Origin of the sequence: Spiroplasma sp. SV19, from assembly GCF_030060925.1 — a bacterium.
In the GTDB taxonomy this organism is placed as follows: Bacteria; Bacillota_I; Bacilli_A; order Mycoplasmatales; family Mycoplasmataceae; genus Spiroplasma.
This window is the reverse complement of the sequence record NZ_CP045455.1, coordinates 355,451-373,638: the sequence shown is the minus strand read 5'-3', so window position 1 is coordinate 373,638 and position 18,188 is coordinate 355,451. Positions and strand designations below refer to the sequence as shown.

19 protein-coding genes and 2 pseudogenes are annotated in these 18,188 nt (G+C 26.8%); all 21 read left to right on the top strand.

Annotation, left to right across the window (positions count from 1 at the left end; genetic code table 4):
* The first annotated feature begins 2 nt into the window (after positions 1-2).
* On the top strand, positions 3-617 hold the full coding sequence (locus tag E7Y35_RS01760; RefSeq protein ID WP_283272639.1) for a bifunctional 4-hydroxy-2-oxoglutarate aldolase/2-dehydro-3-deoxy-phosphogluconate aldolase: 615 nt from the start codon (positions 3-5) through the stop codon (positions 615-617).
* A 123-nt stretch (positions 618-740) separates the two neighbouring features.
* A complete protein-coding gene (locus E7Y35_RS01755; protein WP_283272638.1) occupies positions 741-1,322 on the top strand; it encodes a TIR domain-containing protein in 582 nt (193 codons plus the stop codon).
* A 271-nt stretch (positions 1,323-1,593) separates the two neighbouring features.
* Complete coding sequence (locus E7Y35_RS01750; RefSeq protein WP_283272637.1) at positions 1,594-1,971, top strand: hypothetical protein; 378 nt, start codon at positions 1,594-1,596, stop codon at positions 1,969-1,971.
* 498 nt (positions 1,972-2,469) lie between these two features.
* Positions 2,470-2,856: a hypothetical protein gene (locus E7Y35_RS01745; protein ID WP_283272636.1), complete on the top strand. Its 387-nt coding sequence runs from the start codon at positions 2,470-2,472 to the stop codon at positions 2,854-2,856.
* A 25-nt stretch (positions 2,857-2,881) separates the two neighbouring features.
* Entirely contained in the window at positions 2,882-6,970 is a 4,089-nt protein-coding gene (locus E7Y35_RS01740; protein ID WP_283272635.1) for an FtsX-like permease family protein, read from the top strand.
* A gap of 13 nt (positions 6,971-6,983) precedes the next feature.
* Positions 6,984-7,946 carry a hypothetical protein gene (locus E7Y35_RS01735; protein ID WP_283272634.1) on the top strand — a complete coding sequence of 321 codons (963 nt, stop codon included), beginning with the start codon at positions 6,984-6,986 and terminating at the stop codon, positions 7,944-7,946.
* 175 nt (positions 7,947-8,121) lie between these two features.
* Positions 8,122-9,567 (top strand): hypothetical protein, encoded by a 1,446-nt coding sequence (locus E7Y35_RS01730; protein WP_283272633.1) that lies wholly within the window; start codon positions 8,122-8,124, stop codon positions 9,565-9,567.
* 127 nt (positions 9,568-9,694) lie between these two features.
* Positions 9,695-11,536 (top strand): ABC transporter permease, encoded by a 1,842-nt coding sequence (locus E7Y35_RS01725; RefSeq protein ID WP_283272630.1) that lies wholly within the window; start codon positions 9,695-9,697, stop codon positions 11,534-11,536.
* Between the two features lie 23 nt (positions 11,537-11,559).
* On the top strand, positions 11,560-12,606 hold the full coding sequence (locus tag E7Y35_RS01720) for an ABC transporter ATP-binding protein (RefSeq protein ID WP_283272629.1): 1,047 nt from the start codon (positions 11,560-11,562) through the stop codon (positions 12,604-12,606).
* Between the two features lie 351 nt (positions 12,607-12,957).
* Positions 12,958-13,107, top strand: a complete 150-nt coding sequence (locus tag E7Y35_RS01715; RefSeq protein ID WP_283272514.1) for a hypothetical protein — start codon at positions 12,958-12,960, stop codon at positions 13,105-13,107.
* Positions 13,107-13,355, top strand: coding sequence for a hypothetical protein (locus E7Y35_RS01710; RefSeq protein ID WP_283272513.1), 249 nt, complete (start codon positions 13,107-13,109; stop codon positions 13,353-13,355). The genes E7Y35_RS01715 and E7Y35_RS01710 overlap by 1 nt, the downstream gene beginning before the upstream one ends.
* A gap of 216 nt (positions 13,356-13,571) precedes the next feature.
* Complete coding sequence (locus E7Y35_RS01705; protein WP_283272627.1) at positions 13,572-13,760, top strand: hypothetical protein; 189 nt, start codon at positions 13,572-13,574, stop codon at positions 13,758-13,760.
* Positions 13,761-13,979: 219 nt separating this feature from the next.
* On the top strand, positions 13,980-14,144 hold the full coding sequence (locus E7Y35_RS01700) for a hypothetical protein (RefSeq protein WP_283272511.1): 165 nt from the start codon (positions 13,980-13,982) through the stop codon (positions 14,142-14,144).
* 3 nt (positions 14,145-14,147) lie between these two features.
* Entirely contained in the window at positions 14,148-14,441 is a 294-nt protein-coding gene (locus tag E7Y35_RS01695; protein WP_283272626.1) for a DNA adenine methylase, read from the top strand.
* 35 nt (positions 14,442-14,476) lie between these two features.
* Positions 14,477-14,941, top strand: coding sequence for a DNA adenine methylase (locus tag E7Y35_RS01690; RefSeq protein ID WP_283272625.1), 465 nt, complete (start codon positions 14,477-14,479; stop codon positions 14,939-14,941).
* A 278-nt stretch (positions 14,942-15,219) separates the two neighbouring features.
* Complete coding sequence (locus E7Y35_RS01685; RefSeq protein ID WP_283272509.1) at positions 15,220-15,393, top strand: hypothetical protein; 174 nt, start codon at positions 15,220-15,222, stop codon at positions 15,391-15,393.
* A gap of 9 nt (positions 15,394-15,402) precedes the next feature.
* On the top strand, positions 15,403-15,837 hold the full coding sequence (locus E7Y35_RS01680) for a DUF3627 domain-containing protein (protein WP_283272624.1): 435 nt from the start codon (positions 15,403-15,405) through the stop codon (positions 15,835-15,837).
* Between the two features lie 153 nt (positions 15,838-15,990).
* Positions 15,991-16,194 carry a DUF2649 family protein gene (locus E7Y35_RS01675; protein WP_283272623.1) on the top strand — a complete coding sequence of 68 codons (204 nt, stop codon included), beginning with the start codon at positions 15,991-15,993 and terminating at the stop codon, positions 16,192-16,194.
* Positions 16,195-16,550: 356 nt separating this feature from the next.
* A pseudogene (locus tag E7Y35_RS01670) lies at positions 16,551-17,562 on the top strand (hypothetical protein).
* Positions 17,555-17,953 carry a hypothetical protein gene (locus tag E7Y35_RS01665; protein WP_283272621.1) on the top strand — a complete coding sequence of 133 codons (399 nt, stop codon included), beginning with the start codon at positions 17,555-17,557 and terminating at the stop codon, positions 17,951-17,953. Before E7Y35_RS01670 ends, E7Y35_RS01665 begins: the two are co-directional and overlap by 8 nt.
* Positions 17,953-18,188: pseudogene (locus tag E7Y35_RS07130) on the top strand (hypothetical protein). The gene E7Y35_RS01665 and the pseudogene E7Y35_RS07130 overlap by 1 nt, the downstream one beginning before the upstream one ends.

Sequence of the window (18,188 nt, the reverse complement as noted above, 5' to 3'; positions counted from 1 at the left end):
CAATGAATCTTTTTGCCAAAATTTTAGAACAGAAAGTTTTTTATGTCATTCGTAATCAAGATTATAATGTTGCACAAAAATTTTGTGAAATGTTAATCAATTTGCAAGTAACATGTTTAGAATTAACTTTTACAATTCCCAAAGTTGAATTATTAATTAAAACATTACGAAAAAAATACCCATCAATTTTAATTGGGGCTGGAACCGTTTTAACATTAACAGAGGCAATGCAAGCTGCTGAAGCGGGGGCGCAATTTTTAGTTGGACCTATTTTTAACCGTGCTATTAGTGATTTTTGTCATCGCAAAGGACTAATATATATTCCAGGAGCAATGACGTTGCAAGAAGTAACTAATATTGTTAATGCTGACTGAGAAATCATTAAGATTTTTCCAGCAACTGCTTTTAAATTAAATTTTATTCAAACAATAAAAACCTTTTTTCCAAACAAAATATATATGGCTTCTGGTGGGATTGATTTAACAAATTTAAAAGAGGCAAAGGCATTAGGATATGACTTAATTGCAGTCGGAACTTTTGTAACAGGTAATATTAATAATAAAATTATTGAACAGGAAAAAATCCAGACAATAATTAATACAATTAATCTAAATTAAGTTTGATTTTAAAATGTAAAAATAAAACTATTTTTTGAAATAAATATAATATTTATTTATAAAAATTATAAAATATTGTAATGATAATGTTTAAATATAGAAACAGTAAGGAGAAGAATAATAATGCAAGATAATAAAAAAGTAATTTATAATGCTGGTAGTATGTTTACTGAAGCACAATGAAATACTCGCAAAGCAGAAGGAGAGCAGTTACGAGTAATGTTTCCAAATTTTATTATTGGTAATCCGGTTGATTTTGAAACAAACAAAGCAGTTCGACCAACTAATAAAGCAATTTTTGACTTAGATTATGCTGGGTTAACTGCCGCGGATTATGTTATTTTGGAGTTAGATGGATGAGATGCTGGGACGCATATGGAATTTGGATTAATGGTGGAACAAGCAATTCATAATCCGAAAAAATATTTATTCCCAATTATTTCTGATTTTCGGTTACAACAAGGAATTTTAAAAGGAGAATGTCCTGGGTTTGGTTTAAATGAAATGTTAACAGGAGCATTATATTATGAACCACTAAATTCTGGTCCTATCCCTCAAATGACATTATGTAGTTCACATGCTATGGCACGTGCAGCAATTAACGCAATTGAAACAGGGGATGTCACTGATTATCGCCAAAAATATGACATAAAAGAAATCTTTAAGGAAAACAAATTGTATCATGGCTTTGATTGTCACATTTAACCTAGTGATTTTAAGTTGATAATATTGAATAAAAAGCAATATTTTATAATTAAAGAAATAAAATATTGCTTTTTTGATGTTAAAATGTTATAGTTTAATCGTGTCAAACATTTGATTACAAATTAAGTTATGAAAAAACTAATTTTTATCAATTGTTTTAACTTTGTTCTTTAATTTAATATTAAGAACCAATAAGCAAAAATAAAGTAATAATAAGTTATACTGTTGATTTGTAAATTATAAAAATATTAAAGGAGGATATTAAATAAAAATGGATCCAAATTATATCCAAGAAAATTCTTTTGAAGGAAAAAAACCAGATAATTTGTGCCGAGCTGGTTGTATTTTATCAATTATTATAGCTTCAATAATACTAGGAGTTTTTATCATTCTTGCCTTATTAACGTTAATGATGACAACTGGTATTTTTGCTAGTTTAGGGGTATTAACTGCTGTTATTTACTTACTAATTGGAGCAGTAGAAATTGCCCCAATCGTGTTATGCACGTCTGTCTTAAAGGGTAAAGCAGAGTCACATATTGCTGCTGGAATTGTTTCATTAATTTTTTCATTTTTAATTGGTGGAATTTTAATTTTAGTTGGTAAATATGAAGGTGAAAAACTACGTCCAAATGTCATTAATCAATAATATTAGAGATGTTATTAAGAAAACTATTATTGTAAAATAATAGTTTTTTTGTTGCTATTTTTGGTGGAATAATGCTAATTTTATGGTGTACATTATTTTAATATTAATGTTATAATGAAATGAGCAAAATGTGATGAAAGTTATGGTGATGAAAATGAGAATAAATTTTATTACAAAATATCAAAAATTTATTAATGCTTTCTTTATTATATTCTTAGGATATATCTTTTTCTCATCATCTTTTTCTATTATTAATCTTGAAGATAATTATAGTTTTTTAAATATTACTTTAAATTTATTATATTTATTTTTATCAAGTATTATTTTTCTCTTTTTACTGGAATCTTAGCTCAAATATTAGTTAATTTTCAGAAAATTAAAAAAGAAACGCTTTCTACTTGAAAAGTAATTTTATATTCGAATTGGCAAATTATTATTTTATGATTAAGTAATATCTTCTTAATTTCATGTCTTTTATTTTTTGGTGAGACTTCATTAATGATGCAACTAAAAATAATAATTATTTATAAAGCAATCTATTCTTTTCTTGTTATTTTTTGTTATGTTTTTTATGCGATTTTTACACTTAGTTTTATTGTAATGTTATTATTATTTCGTTTATATATTGGCTATTTAAAAAACATTAATGATGTTATTTTTTCTAGTTATCAAATGTTTTGAGAAGTAACATTCATAAATAATATTGTTTGTCATCAACAGTTACCATTTTCATTTTTATTAATGCTATTGTTAGGCTTTGCACGAGACCGTTGGATTCTTAAATGTACTAGTTTGATTGATAATTTACGAAAAACAGAATTATTAATACAATTTAAAAAACAATCAACACCACCTGTTTTATTTTTAACTAAATTCAAATATTAAAAAATAAAAGAAAGAGTGTGAAAAAATGCCTGGTTTTAAGTTATTATTTAAAAACAATTTTAGAAACACAGTTAAAAATAAAATTCAGTTTGTTGGATTAGTTATTTTAGTGTTTTTAACTAGTTTTATTTTTACAATTATTGAAGTTTCAAAACAACGTGTTGAAAATAATTACAATAATTTTATTTCTGAACAAGTAAGTAATCAACATGATTTTGTTGTTAATTTTAATCAAACTAGTTATATCAAGAACCCAACCGGGGGTGCTGATCAGTTTGAAAATATTACTGATGGTAATATTCGTCAAAATGCTATTTTAGAGTTTATTAAACAACAAGTTAATAACAGAGCCGAAAGTTTTTCTTATGACCGTGTTGAAGCACGAACATTTAGTTTGGGGAATAATAAAATTATCAAAGCGGTAACATTAAATCCAAAACAAACAATTGATCGGTTTATTGTTTCTGTTGGGATGCCAATTACTTTTTATGAGCAATATTGAGAATCAATTAATCGTGAAACAATGCATTGAATTTATTTAACACCGCAATTTGCGCAGAAAAATAATATTAAAATTAATGATATTATTAGATTACAATCAGATCGTTATGGAACAACAATTAAAGTTGCGGATAGTGAGTTGCAAAAAGTTGATTTAACGCCATATGAGCACCAAGATATTAATAAATGGTTGCCAACATCACAATATAGTAATGAAAATTGATTTCGGGTAGTTGGTTTTGGGCATTCTGCTGATTATATTACACCAATTATTGATGCATCGCATCCATTTCCGAACATGAATAACGAGGGAATTGCTTATTTAGATCCACGTTTATTTGGATTAGTTGAAACAGAAGTTGCTGATACCACAGGTCAGCGTTATCAAGTAACATCGTTAGATTTAACAAGACAAGTGCTAATTCCAGAAAGTCAATTGGATCGCGAAATTTATTATGTTGGAAAATTTAGTCAAACTAATAAAGATCAAATCCGGAGTGTCTATAGTCAAACGATTAATAATTATCTTAATAGTGACCAAGGTCAACATATTGGGTTACATTCATATTATGTTAAAACATTATCAACTGGCTTACCAGTTGCCACTTTTCGAACGGATAATCGTTATGAATTTGCAAAACGAATTACTTACTTTACAACGACATTAAATGCTTTTATTAGTGGGTCATATATTTTAATTACCGTTTTATTAATTATTTCCTTTTTTGTCTTAATTTTAGTTGTTCGTCGTCAAATTGATGCAACAGGACCACAAAACGGATTATTACGAGCATTAGGATATCGCCGTCGCGTATTAACCCTAAGTTATATTTCTTATCCATTAATGATTGCTTTAATTGGAGGAGTTATTGGCTATGCTAGTGGAATTAGTGGTCAATTTACAATTAAATACTTATTTGGTTCATATTTTAATTTACCATATGGCAATTTTGTTTTTGCACCGTTGGCATTAATAATTTGTGTTTTATTTATTTTCTTTTTATTAACTTGTGTCACAATGATTAGTGGAACAATTATGATGGTGTCACGAACACCATTACAATTAATTCGCAAGGAAAAAACATTTTCAAATGGTCGTTTAAAAAAAGCAGTTTATAAAATGTTTACTATTCGTAAAACATTTGATGCTCGTTTTCAAGCGGTACAATTATCAAATTCATTAGGAAAAATGGTTGGTGTTTCATTAACAATGATTATTAGTACGATTATGATTACAATGTCGACAACAATTCCAATTATTTTGCAAAACAATATTCGTTATTCATATGAAGGAGATAATTATAAGACATTAGTTGAATATAATAGTCCAGTTTATAATTTACCAACAACATTTTTAAAAACTTATGACCCAACACAAAAACCGTGAGATAGTACGAAGAGTTTTTTGCCAAATACTAATATGACAAATGATTTAAACCAGTATTTACGAGATTTTGAAACTGGACAAATTAATCCCGAAAACTATGCACCAACATATAATGCCGAAGATATGCGATCATTATTGTATCGTAATATTTCAAAAGAGTTTTTAGAAAGTAAAAAACTCCAATCAAGGGATCCTGGTTTGTCAAAAGCAATTTGTACAACTTCATGAGCTGATTACAAGGATTATGGTTTAAGTAGTTTGACAAAAACAACAATTGAACAATATTTACGAACAACAGAAACAGCACGAGAAAATATTAGTGCTTTAGAAAATTATCGGTTATTTTATTGAAAATATCGTGATACTGTTGCTTTAAATATTAAACGAGATAATTATTTCAAGAATGGAAATATTAATTTAGATGATAGTTTGAATCAAGAAATGTTTACACAAGGTGATTATAAAAGAGATTTTGGGCAAGGGAACGCTATTATTGTTCTAGATGATAATCATTTTCGACCAGCATTAGAACAACCATTAGCTACATCATTTTATGATGTACTTGATTCAGGAACAGGAAGTGATTTTAATACGCGGTTAAAAAAACCAATGTATGATTTATATAACTGAATTTATGCTTATTTTGTCGATAATGTTAATCAATGTTTTATTCAGGGTGTTTATTCACGTTCACCACAGACAGTTCGGATTAAAATGCAAAATGCTTTTAAAACACCAAACAATAATTTTAACTTAGCTTTTGGTGTGATTCCTTTTAATCCGTTAACAGATGATCGGGGAACAATGGTTAATGCTGAAATTAATAGTATTGATTTTAAAATGTATGGAATTAATCAAAGCTTTAAAAATCAAGCATTAACTAATAAAAATAAGGAAGATTTAAAACCAAAATTATTTGAATCAAATAATAACATTGTCTTAAATGAAACATTAGCAAAACGTTTGGGAGTTTCGGTGGGAAGTAATATTGATCCAAGCATTATTCAAAGAGCATTAGTGGCAAGTGATCGTAGTATTACAACGGATAGTGTGTTACAAGGATGAAATGCAGAAGATGTAACTGGTGCTGGACCTGGGCAGGTCGGTCATGTTGGAAAACTAATGTTTAATGGTGATAATAAATATAAAAATAGTGTTTTAGATAAGACAGATGAATATGTTTTAGAAAGTAAAATTGATGTAACTGACCCTAACTTTACAAGACCAACAATTTTAAACGATAAGATTGTGGATGGAAGTTATAGTATTACTAATAAAAGTAATTCTCAGCAATTTAAAGTTGTTGGAATTACTAACCAATATGGTGCTGCTCGGGCTTGAATTAACGAAGAACGTGCGCAGCAGTTGTTGGGATATGATAAAACCCGCAATTATTTATTACGGTTATTCTTAAATGAATGAACAGTTTCTTTTGCCAAAGGTCATTTATCAGGACCAAATGAAAATAGTTTAAACCAACTAGAAACTTTTATTCAACAACATCCCGCTACGGCAGGAAATGATTATTTATGAGATAAATTTGTTGAATACTGAAAAACAACTTCAAGTAGTATTAACTGAATTGCTGTCTTTCAAAATGAGTATCCTATTTTCAACTATAAACTTTCAGATAGTAATAAAATTGATGATATTGAAGCAGGACTAGGAACAAGTCAATTATTTGGTGACTATAGTTTTTATGGTTTAAATGGGGGAATTAAACCAGCCACAGGAATTTCTTATCCTGCATATTCAAATAGTGCTTTTGGTACTTTAATGCCAATTGAACAGGCTAAAGAAATTTTAGGAAATATTGCGAAAGCTGTTAATGGTGTTGTTTTCTTTATTATTGGGATTTCCTTTGTATTAAGTTTTATGATTATTATTTTAACAAGTAATATTGTTATTGCTGAAAACCAAACAATTATTGCCACAATGAAAGTATTGGGGTATCGTAACCGGTATATTACAAAATTAGTTATTGGAATGTATATTCCGATTATTATCATTATGACAATTGCTGGTTTTGGCTTTGGTTGTCTCTTCTTAACCGTTTCAAATATGATTTTAATTAGAATTGGTTTAGTCATTCCATTATTTATGAATATCATTATTCCAATTATTGCAATTGGAAGTGGATTATTATTATATTTTATTGCTTATTTAATTAGTTGGTTTAATATGAATCGCATTAATCCATTAATTGCGATTATGAGTGCCGATTAAGAAGGGGATTAGAATGAAAAAATTGTTAGTAATTTTAACGATTGGTGTTTTAACAATCACACCAGTGACAACAGTTATTAGTTGCAATAAAAATGATAATTGAAATAATATTCCAGTTGACCCACCAGTATTGCCATTAGAAGTAACTGGTTTTGAGGGCATTAATTTTAAAACAATTAATCCCCAAGATTCAAAACAGACAATTCCAAAGTTATTAGAACAGTTAGCTCAGTTATTTCAGGGATCAAAATGAGATTTTAATCAATTAGTAAAAGATTATAAATTTAATAATCAATCAAAACTACCAACAGAAATTGACTTATACCGCAATGGTAATTATGAGTTAAATTTTAATGATGGAACAACAGTTAACACTTTAAAGATTAATAAAACAGTTATAACTTCTAATAATCTTGCTGATAAAATAAAAAGCATTGATTTAGGAGTTATTGATGATGCGCGGCCAAAAACAATTTTAATCGCAATTGTTTTTAACAATATGCAACTTATTTCAGAATTAGATAAATTTGGTGAATTTTTTATTGGACCACAAACACCTGAAATTTGAAATCAACAAATTAGTCAAGTTCCAAATATTGAAGTTAATAAGGACCAAACTGGTGCTACTTTAAAAACAGGCAAGGACCATTGAACAGAGCATGATGATCCAGCGAAGGATTACTATGGTTCAGTTAATATTCATTTTTCAGTCAAAACACCGACTCCCCCAACTGAAAAAGAGGACTTAGGAGCAATGAAATTAACAACAAATTTAGGGAAATTACCAAAGGTGACAATTTTGCAAATAATGATGATGTTTATTAGCGCTAACTTTGTTAGTCAATTAGATCGATTAAGTGCATTATTAAATGATTTATATTTAACGATTGATGCTGATAAAAAAGGGGGAACAATTTTTGCTTATAGTAGTCTCTCTAAATATTATACTGGTCAGGTTAAAGTGACTTTTAGTTAATTAGCAAAAATATTTTGAGAAAAAAACTTTTAATTAATTTTTTTATTTTTTTTATTTAAAAATATGGTATAATATATGTAGAGAAAACTGTTGTATTAGAAAATACTATGATAGAAAAATATAAGGCCCTTTTATTAAGTTTATTTGAATTAATTATTTAAGGGAGGTTTTTATATTGCCAAAAGATATTTTTTATACTGCCAAAGAAATGTGCAATAAATGTTTAGAGCAATTAATGCAAACTATTACAACTATTAAAAACAATGATACTGATAATATTAATGATTTAATGTTTTACCAGTATAATAATGAAAAGGAAATTAAAGCAATTACGACTGATACCATTTTTACGATTAAATGTCGTAATAAGTTTTATGCTTTGTTTTGAAAACAAAATTTATTGAAACCAAAGGATAAGCCTTTTAAAGAGAATGGTATTAAGCCAGAACATGTTGCGGAAGTTTTAGCTTTTAATGAAATGTTAGCAAAAGATATGATAGCAACTAACCAGAAGGGTGCTATCAAAAGTGGAGGATCATTATCGTATCCAATTGCAAACTCAAACCAACAATTACTACAAATTAAGAATCCAAAAAGAAAGATCCATCATTGAGTGTGAATCGTTCTTGTTATTTTATTATTAATATTATTAGCTGGTGGTGGTGCAATTGGATATGAATTTCATCGAATGTCAACACGAACTAGTTTAATTAACTCTAATATTATTGAAGATGATAACATTGCGGTTGTTGATGATAAAGATCAAGATAACAAGGATGATAACGATGATAGTAAAGATTATCGAGATAATGACAATAGTAAAGATGGTCAAGATCAAGATAATAATAAGGATGATCAAGATGATAACGATAACAAAGATAAGCAAAAAGAGATCTATGATATTAATATTTCAAAATATAGTTTTGATTTTACTCAAAATAAAAATAACTTAATTGAAGTAGATAAGTTAGAAGTTAATTTAATTAAAGCAAAATTATTGGAATTAGAAGATGTTTCTATTCCATTACAAGATTTACTTAAGAATGATAACCTTAAAATAGCTTTAAAAAAAGAACAAGAAACATTACCAGAAGTTATTATTATTTTACAATTAGATGCCACCGAACTAGAGGGTTATACTGGTCAAGCTAGTCTTCGCCTTGCAGTTAAAATTAAACAAGAGGTGCTTAATGATGTTGTTCAAATTAACGGTGTTGCTAAATTAAACAAAGGGGCGAATGGTGTTTATGAAACAACTAATTTCAAAAAACATTTTGAACCATTATTAAAATGATATGAAAAACCAGTAAAATTTATTGTTGAAACATGAACTGGATTTTTACCTATGATTGGAGCATCAGTTGCCCTTTCACAAAACGCAAGAAATATGTTAATGTCAGCTTTAAATGAAAGATATTTGCCAAATCGTGAAATTGTTAAAATTCGTAAAAATGGGGATGTTAAAAATTTACAAATTCAATGAATATTTAGTAAGGAAAACAAAAAGGATAAGATTATTGAAATTGTTCCATATGTTTTTGAACAAGCTTTTGACCAATCGCATTTTCAAGCAGATTTTAAATATAATTTAAAAATTAGATACACAAATAATATTACCTAACGGGTAATATTATTTGTTTTTTTGGTTCCTATCTCTTTTTCTGAAGTGAAAAATCAGTATTAAAAATCATCAAAATGTTATATAATATATATGTGTAGCAAATTATTAAAAGATTTGAGGGGTGTAGGTGACAAGTAGAACATTAAGATCAGGTAAATCAAATTTATGATGGTCGTTGATTTCTTTTTCAATTTTCAAAATACGCCGTTCAATGGCGGTTTGAGTTTTATTTATTTTATCAGTTGCCTTATTTGGGGCAGTTGCCATTACTTTATTTTCTTCTTCAAAAAATGTTTATGAATTTTTTAAGAATTTTCAGTATGGAGTTTTTATTTTTAATAATATTTTATTATTGTTATTTATTTTATTAGTGATTATTAAGATTTTTGGTCGTGAATTTGAAGATGGAACATATTTACTATTGATTTCAAAACCATACTCGCGTTTTGTTTTATTTTTATTAAAATTAATTGCGCTTTGAATTTTAATTGTTCTTTTTTTAGGAACAATTATTGTTTTTGCTTTTGGAATTGGTTATTTAGGCAGTGTTTTTAATGGCGATCCTGAGTATTTACGCGTTTATCAAAATTTATTGTTAAAATTATTTATTTATTCAATGACATTATCCTTTTTTGCTTCAAGTGGAATTTTATTTGTGGTAACATTTTTAAACTCACAAGTTGTCTTATTAATTGTTGTTATTTTCTGTAGTTTGTTTTTGGTTGGTGGGATGCCATATTCATTAATTATGAGTTTAGCAGATAAAGTTGAATTAACATTTGCGAATGACAGTATCACACAAAATTATCCAGTTCCAATCGTCAAAAGTACAATTAATTTTAAAAAGAATCTTAAGAACGATTTAATTAAATATCCGCATTTAACAAATGCAATTTGAGACTTTTATAACCAATGAACTTATAATGACTTAAACTTAGTTTTTAAGAACGATGATTATAAGGACATTAGCAGTGATCCAACATTACGTCTTAAACGATTAAATTTTTATAAAAGTTTAGGGTTAACTATTCCTAAGGAAGAAGACTTTGAAATTAAAAAACTTAAAACATGAGATTCATCAACAAAATATCTTTATGATAACAAACTTGAAGATCTTAAAGCAATTATTAATAATGTTGGAGCGGCAACTGGGGAAGATGTTTCAATGAAAGTTAATTTTGCAACAGATTATTTTTTTAAACCACAACAGCAACTAGACCAAACTCAACCAATCCAAAAAGAACTTGCAGATTATATGGAAGTTGTTTCAAAAGCAGCGGATTCATGAACAAGTTATATTACAATGAATCTTTTTAGTGGAACATCATTATTTTATTTTAATCCAGATGCTTCATATTATAGCTTATCAGCTCCGAAAGATCCTAAATTAGTGACAGTTGATCGAAAATTATCGGACGGGAATTCATTTAATCCTACTGATGTTTTTCGGTCAGAATGAGATAATGAATATAAAGGAACATTGTCAGATTACAACAATGGTAGTGATTTTAGAGAATGGATTTTAGATTATTTTGACTCTCCAACAGTTTTTGTTCTTCGTGAAATTGAAATTGATATTTTAAAAAAAATAATGGACTATAAATTGCTTGAAGAACAACCAATAAAAATTAATAATGAGTGAATTAAATATGATAACTTAATGAATACTTATGGTTTAATTTCAAAATTTAATATTATTGAACATTGAAACCAAATTTGAACTGCTTCTTTAAAATATACTCCATATTGATTTGAACCACTGCAACGAAGCAACATTGATTTTAGTGTTCAAAATAACTACTTAATGAGTTATCAAGATTTTCGGTTATCCTTAGGGAATGATAAGAAAATTGATGTTGATCCAAAACCATTTTTAGACATTAACTTAATTTTATATATTTATTTAGGTTTATCAGGGTTTTTTTTAATATGTGCTTATTTAATCTTACGTCGTAAAAATATTACTTAAAAATTGAAAGGGGAGGCTAAGAAATGAATAATAATGCCTTAGTTGTGAGTGAAGTTGCAATCTCATCACGAAATTTTATCAAAAAATTTAAAAATAGTGTTGTTGGCCCTTTTAATTTTAATGTTGGTCGGGGAAAATTACATGCGATTTTAGGAGCTTCTGGAAGTGGAAAAACAGTTTTTATTAAATCTTTAATTGGTGGATTAAAAGGTTTTAAGGGTGATATCTCAATTTTTAGTAATAAAGCAACCAAAGTTGGAATGAAAAAAATGATTGGTTATGTGCCAGAATTTATTACTTTTCCCGAAAACATTAGTTCGTATAACTTTTTAAAATATATGGGGAAAACAAATGGTTTACGAGGAAAATATTTACGTGAGCGAATTGAATATTTGATGAAATCATTAGAATTATGAGAACATCGTGACAAAGATGTCAATTCTTTTTCATCAGGAATGAAGAAAAGAATTATGATCATTCAAGGAATTATTCATGACCCCGAAATCTTAATTTTAGATGAACCAGAAGCTGGTTTAGATATTAATAATCGGAAAAAAATTATCTTTTATTTAAAACAGTTAACTTTACGAGGAAAAACAGTCTTTTTTTCCTCACATTTACTAGATGAAATTAAAGAGTATATTGATGAATTTACTATGGTTATGAATGGAACTCAAATTTATAGTGGTCAATTAGCGGCTTTTAATATTAAAAACAGCTACTTTCTTGTTACTAATAATCCACAAGCCATGATCCGTTATTTTAACTCTAATCGGGTGCCAAATTGATATGACAAGACAAATAATTCTTTAAATTTTGTATTAAATTCCCCGTTACATTTATATTATGTTACCCAGTATGCTTTAAAGAAACGAATCAAGATTACAAAAATTAGTGAAGTTGAATTTTCATTTGATTTCTTACTTCAAAAATTAAATATTACTTTACCGCCCAATATGACGACAAATCGAAAATTACGGAAAAAGCAATATAAAAATAGTCAAAAATTTTTACCTGGGCCTGGGCCTGGAATGGGTCCTGGTTCTGGTTCAGGTGGATTTGGGCGTTAACGTATTTTAAAATTAAGAAATATTTTTAAAGTAAACAAAAAATTTTAAGAATATTTTTTTTTTTTTTTTTGTATTTGTAAACTGTAATATGAAGTGCAACAAATCAACTCGGAAAGGAGTTGATTTTTTAATGGAAAAGAAACATTATTTTATTTTGCGGTCCTTAGTAACTAAGTATGGAAAAGATAGTGTTATTAATACTGTAAATAAGATAGTAATTAATAATGTAAAAGAAAATGAATAAATTATCCGCTAATAAATTACGCGGATAATTTATTCAATATAGTTTATTTTGAGCGTAGCGAACACGCGAAGCGTGTCGCGGGGTTAATTTTTAGGAGGAGTTAAGTTATGCCAGTATGGTTAACATGAATATTTAGTATTCTTATTTTACTAGGTATTTTTGCTTGAATTGGTTTGTCAATTTATCAGAAAGTTCGCCAAATTCGAGGAAAAAATAAAGAAAAGAAAGAAATTGAAAGTAAGGAGGATAAAAAATAATGTTGGGAATTTATTTAACAACAGCAATTAATTTTTTAGCAGTAGATACACCTACTATTTCTGATGGAATGGGTTCTATGTGAAGTGGTATTGGACAAGCTATGATGAAAGTTAAAGAAGCTGTTTATGCGGTTTTACCACAGTTAATGGCATTTCTTGGTGATGCTTGAATTATTTTAATTCCATTTGCCATTTTTGTTATTGTTAAGATTTTGAATTTCTTTAGAGTTATGGTTAAAGGATTCTAGTATTTTTCTTGATCATGTACATTAGCTAAGGCACACTAGCTTTGTTATGTGATTATTTAATTTTATATTAACTATTAACTTGTTTAATAGTATTTTTCAGTGTGCCAATTTTGTATTTTTGTTTTTTATTACATTGTTTATTAACATTGTTTATTTAACAATACTAAGTTACATTAATACAACATTGGTTATTACAGTAATTTAAGGAGTATTTTTATGAAAAAAATTATAGATAGTATCGAGCAAATAATTTCAGTTTGTGGTCAAGATTTTACAAAGTGACCTAATAATATGGCACCAGATGTTTTGAAGGCAACTTATGAAATGTTGAAAGAATATCAGGAACAATTAAGTGGATACAAAGCAGATGAAGTATTTTCTAAAAATGATCAGAACAAATTTTAGAAAAAGTAAAGAGTTTTTATGAAAATAAACTTGATGAAAAAGATAAAGAAATTGAAAAATTAAAGTATGATAACGCAATTTATACTGATGAATTATATAAGAAAGATGAAAACAATTAAAGAAAAGTGATTTTGAACTTTTAGAATCTTGTGGTGCTTGTACTAAAATACATTGAATGTTAAAAGACAACACAAAATATGAAAGTTTGGAGGAATAGTTATGCAAGATTTGTTAGATGAAATTAAAATGAAAATTAAAACTATGCAAGCTACTTTAATTCAATTAGATCAATATAAAATTCATCATGAATCGATTAATATTATTCGAAAAGAAATGAGTTTTTATCAGTATATTGTGCAAGAAATGGAAAGTAAGATTAAATAACTTATGAAATTTATTAGCCCATTATCTTGACCTGATGGAAAGGCAAAGCATTTTGATAAAATTAAATCATTTTTGCCGGGTAAATTTAATATATTTATTGATCTATTTTGTGGCGGTGCTTCAGTTGGTTTAAATGTGTTAGATCAACAGTTATGTACAAAAGTAATTTTCAATGATTTATACAGTGATTTAATTTATTTTTGACAACAAGGAATCCATTTTATTGAATTAGACTATTTGGAAAAACTAGCATATCCTAATTCAAAAAGTATTAATGAAATGAAAGAAAAATGCTAGATGATTATTGTTTAAATGAAGGAGAAAAGTTTCTAATGAAAAATGCTTTAACTTTCAATGGTAAAGAATGAGGAACTTGGACAAATAAAAGATTACAACAAAATTTTAATATTAATAAATTAAAAAGGGTTGAAAATGTTAGAAAGCTATTGGTTAATCCTAAATATGATATTAAATTTTTCAATTCAGACTATAAAGATATTATTAATAAATATGGTAATGACGAAAATATTATTTGGTATTTAGACCCACCATATTATTACAATAAGGGAAAACCATATAAGCATTCAAAAATTGATTTTCAAGAGTTTAAAGAAAATATATTAAAGATTAAAGGAAAGTGAATTTTAAGTATTGATAATTCTGAATTCATTAAAGAGTTGTTTAAAGAATTTAATATTTCTGAATTTGAGTGAGTATATAGCTCTAGTAATTGCCATAATAGAAAACCAAAACTTGGCCAAGAACTAATTGTTACAAATTTTAAGGAGTTAGATTAATTATGTGTGAGTGTCAAGAATATAGTTGTGATATTTGCAAATTGGAAGTTGAAAAAGGCAAAAGAAATAAAAATTTTGTTTGTCGTATGATTTTGTGTCCTAGTTTAGATTGTATTAATAAGGGTGGTGTTAAATTATGTTAGGAATTTGAATATTTTTTATTAAAAGGAAATGTCAAATTTGTTACTCTATTTTAAATAGGAAATTTGTTGGTCGTTTATATTTTAAGTTAAACGTTTGTTCTATGCAGTGCAATCGAAAGCGAGTTGATTTGAATAATGTATCAGAAACCAAATTATAATAAGTCGCCTACTCCTTTTAATATTATTAAGACTATTGATATTGAATGATTTATAAATTTTAATGGTTTTCAATCTTTTCGTAAAATAATTGAAAGTAAATGATTTGCAGGTATTAATACTAGTAAAAATGAATTATATGTGTGAAAGTAAGGTGATTGTGTGAATTTTTATAAAAAAAATATTAATGTAGCAAATTATTTTATTCTAAAAGAGTTTATTGTTTTTACAACAGAAAAAGCTTCCTTTATAAATTTGCCTAATCATAATCGACATATTGGTTTTTGGTTGAGTAATAGGTTTATTTATCCTAGTAAAGCACATTCTAATCAAGTAGCTATTGGTTTGATTTATGATAATTCTTATCCTATTTTTAAATATGATGAAAATTTGAAACGATATATTTGAAAATATTTAACTGGAACAGAATTGATAAATTTGTACGATCAATATAAACAAAATTATTTTGCCCGTATGAAAAAGCTCTTTATCCTGATGAACCTAAAAATAAAAATAAAGAATAATAATGATAATTTAACAAACTGAAGTGTTGAACAAGAACAAGAATTATTTAATGATTGAGAAGACTTAAATTAAGATGAGTTTATATGATTATTGAGTACAGTTTGTAAGTTATATTATTGGTTCAAATGCTCCGGAATTTTTATATGTTTTGTCGTTTGTATTATTTATAATTTTATTTTTTGGTACTTTTTTTAAAGTTATTCAAAAAATTTTAAGTTTTTAAATATGGCAAAAGATTGAGAAAAATTAAAAGAGTTTTTTGTTCATGTCTTTTTGTTTATAGATAAATCTAAAGTTGAAGAAATTACAACTTGAAATTTAACTCAAAATGAATATTTAACTCTTATGGTTGGTGTTTGAATTGTTATTTTATTTTTAACTTGGTTTTTGTTGTGAATGGTTTTCAAAATAGTTAGTTGTCTTAAGTAATTAAATTTTGTTGTTATTATGGTTTTCTCTCCCCACAAACTTTTATATAAATATTGATATTATTCTTTTGATTATTATTCCTGCTCCTATTAAAACTGAAATAATAATAAATCAAATAAATGTTAGGTCATTAATTTCTATTGTATTGAATAATCATATTATTTTATCTAATATGAATAATTCTTTTCCAAAAGGATTAGAACCTAAAAATAATAATATATAGGGCATTATTGGTGTAAATGCCCGTAGTATTCATAAAAAATACTAAAAATATTTTATTCACTCTCCTTTTTGATTTGTGGGGAGAGAAAACCATAATAATACTAGTTTAATTATAAATAACTATTGGAGGTAAAATGAAAAAGTTTATATTTTTCTTAAAAAATTATTGTTATATTAGTGGTTCAATGGTTTTATTTAGTTTAATTGATCTGCTAATTTGAATTGTTTCATTAAATTATACTGGTTTAATATTTTGATTATTATTTGTTTTGCAATGTCTTTATTTTATTTGGTGATTATGAAAAATATTTTTATCAGTTAAATGCTTTTCGTTTAGTAAATTTTGTTTGAGATAACCCGTTGTCAGTTATTATTGGTAAATTAGGAACTGGAAAAACATTACTTTTAACTTATTTATCAGAAACAATGAAATTATTAACAGATAAGATTTATAGTAATTATCCATTAGAAGATGATAAAGTTAAAGTTTTAACATTTAAAAATTTAGACTTTACTGATCGAACAAAAGCAGTTCCCCCTGATGACAGTTTAATTTTGTTTGATGAGAGTTTTTTGTATATTGATGGGACAAGCCCGCATGATGAAAAAGTAACTCACCGTGGCAAAATTCCTTGAATTGTGTTGGCAAGACATTTTGGACATCGTGCTTTATTTACTGCACAACGCGAAGGTATGCTTTGAAATAATATCCGTCAATTAGCTAGTGGAATTATTATTCCTATTTCCCTTAAAAAACCTATTACTAAAAAAGGAATTAATTTTTTTAATAGATTCTTTATTATGCGAATTGGTATTTTTCAAGATATTACTGATTATGAAATTTGAAAAACAGAATCTGTCAAACGTACAGCGGAAGGTAAACGTGCAAAACATAGATCTGATGTTGGATTAGGAATTCGGTTTTTTAAAATAATTATCCCATTAGAAATCGCCCAAAAATATGAAAGTAAATGATTATCATTTGTTCGTGATTTAAAAAATGATGATGTTCCTGTTACTAAAGAGTATTATTGAACCCAACTTAAAGATTTAACAATAAAAGAACGTTTAGAGTTATTAGATATTGATATTCTTAAAAAGAATTTAAAACCTAAAAAAGAAAAAGGAAGTGATAAAAATGGTTAATATGTTAGCTGAAAATAGTAATTGGGATAAGATTTTTGCATTTATTTTTGATATATTTTTGTTTATTTTTGATGTAATTTGGAATACTAAATTACCAATGACAAATACTACTATTGCTTATTTTATTATATTTTTTATGGTTGTGAAATTATCAATTTATGCTATACATGGTACTTCGACACAATATAATGATTTAGGTTCAACTGTTCAAACTAGTGTTTCAAATGTTTATTCTGCAACTGCTCGTGGTGTTTCTGATACTAAACAAGGTTTACAAAAACATTTTAAAGAACGTAAACAGTTTAAAAGTAATCGTAATAAACAACAGCTATCAAATTTAGCTAAGCAAGCTAAAACTCGTGAAGCTGCATTTAAAAGAATTAATAAATAATGATTAAATTAGTTTTATTAGTTGCAGCAATCGCTATTTTTGGGACAGGTTTTATTACGGTTATTATAAACCAATTGACGTCAGCAAAAATATAATTATGGATTTGTATAATTCAGATACCTGGTTACTTTCATTGTTTGGTAAAATGGCAATTTTATTTAGTCATCCCTTAATGTTGACAATATCAAGTTTATATATTGTTGGGTTTATTGTGTCAAAAACGTTATATAGTTAG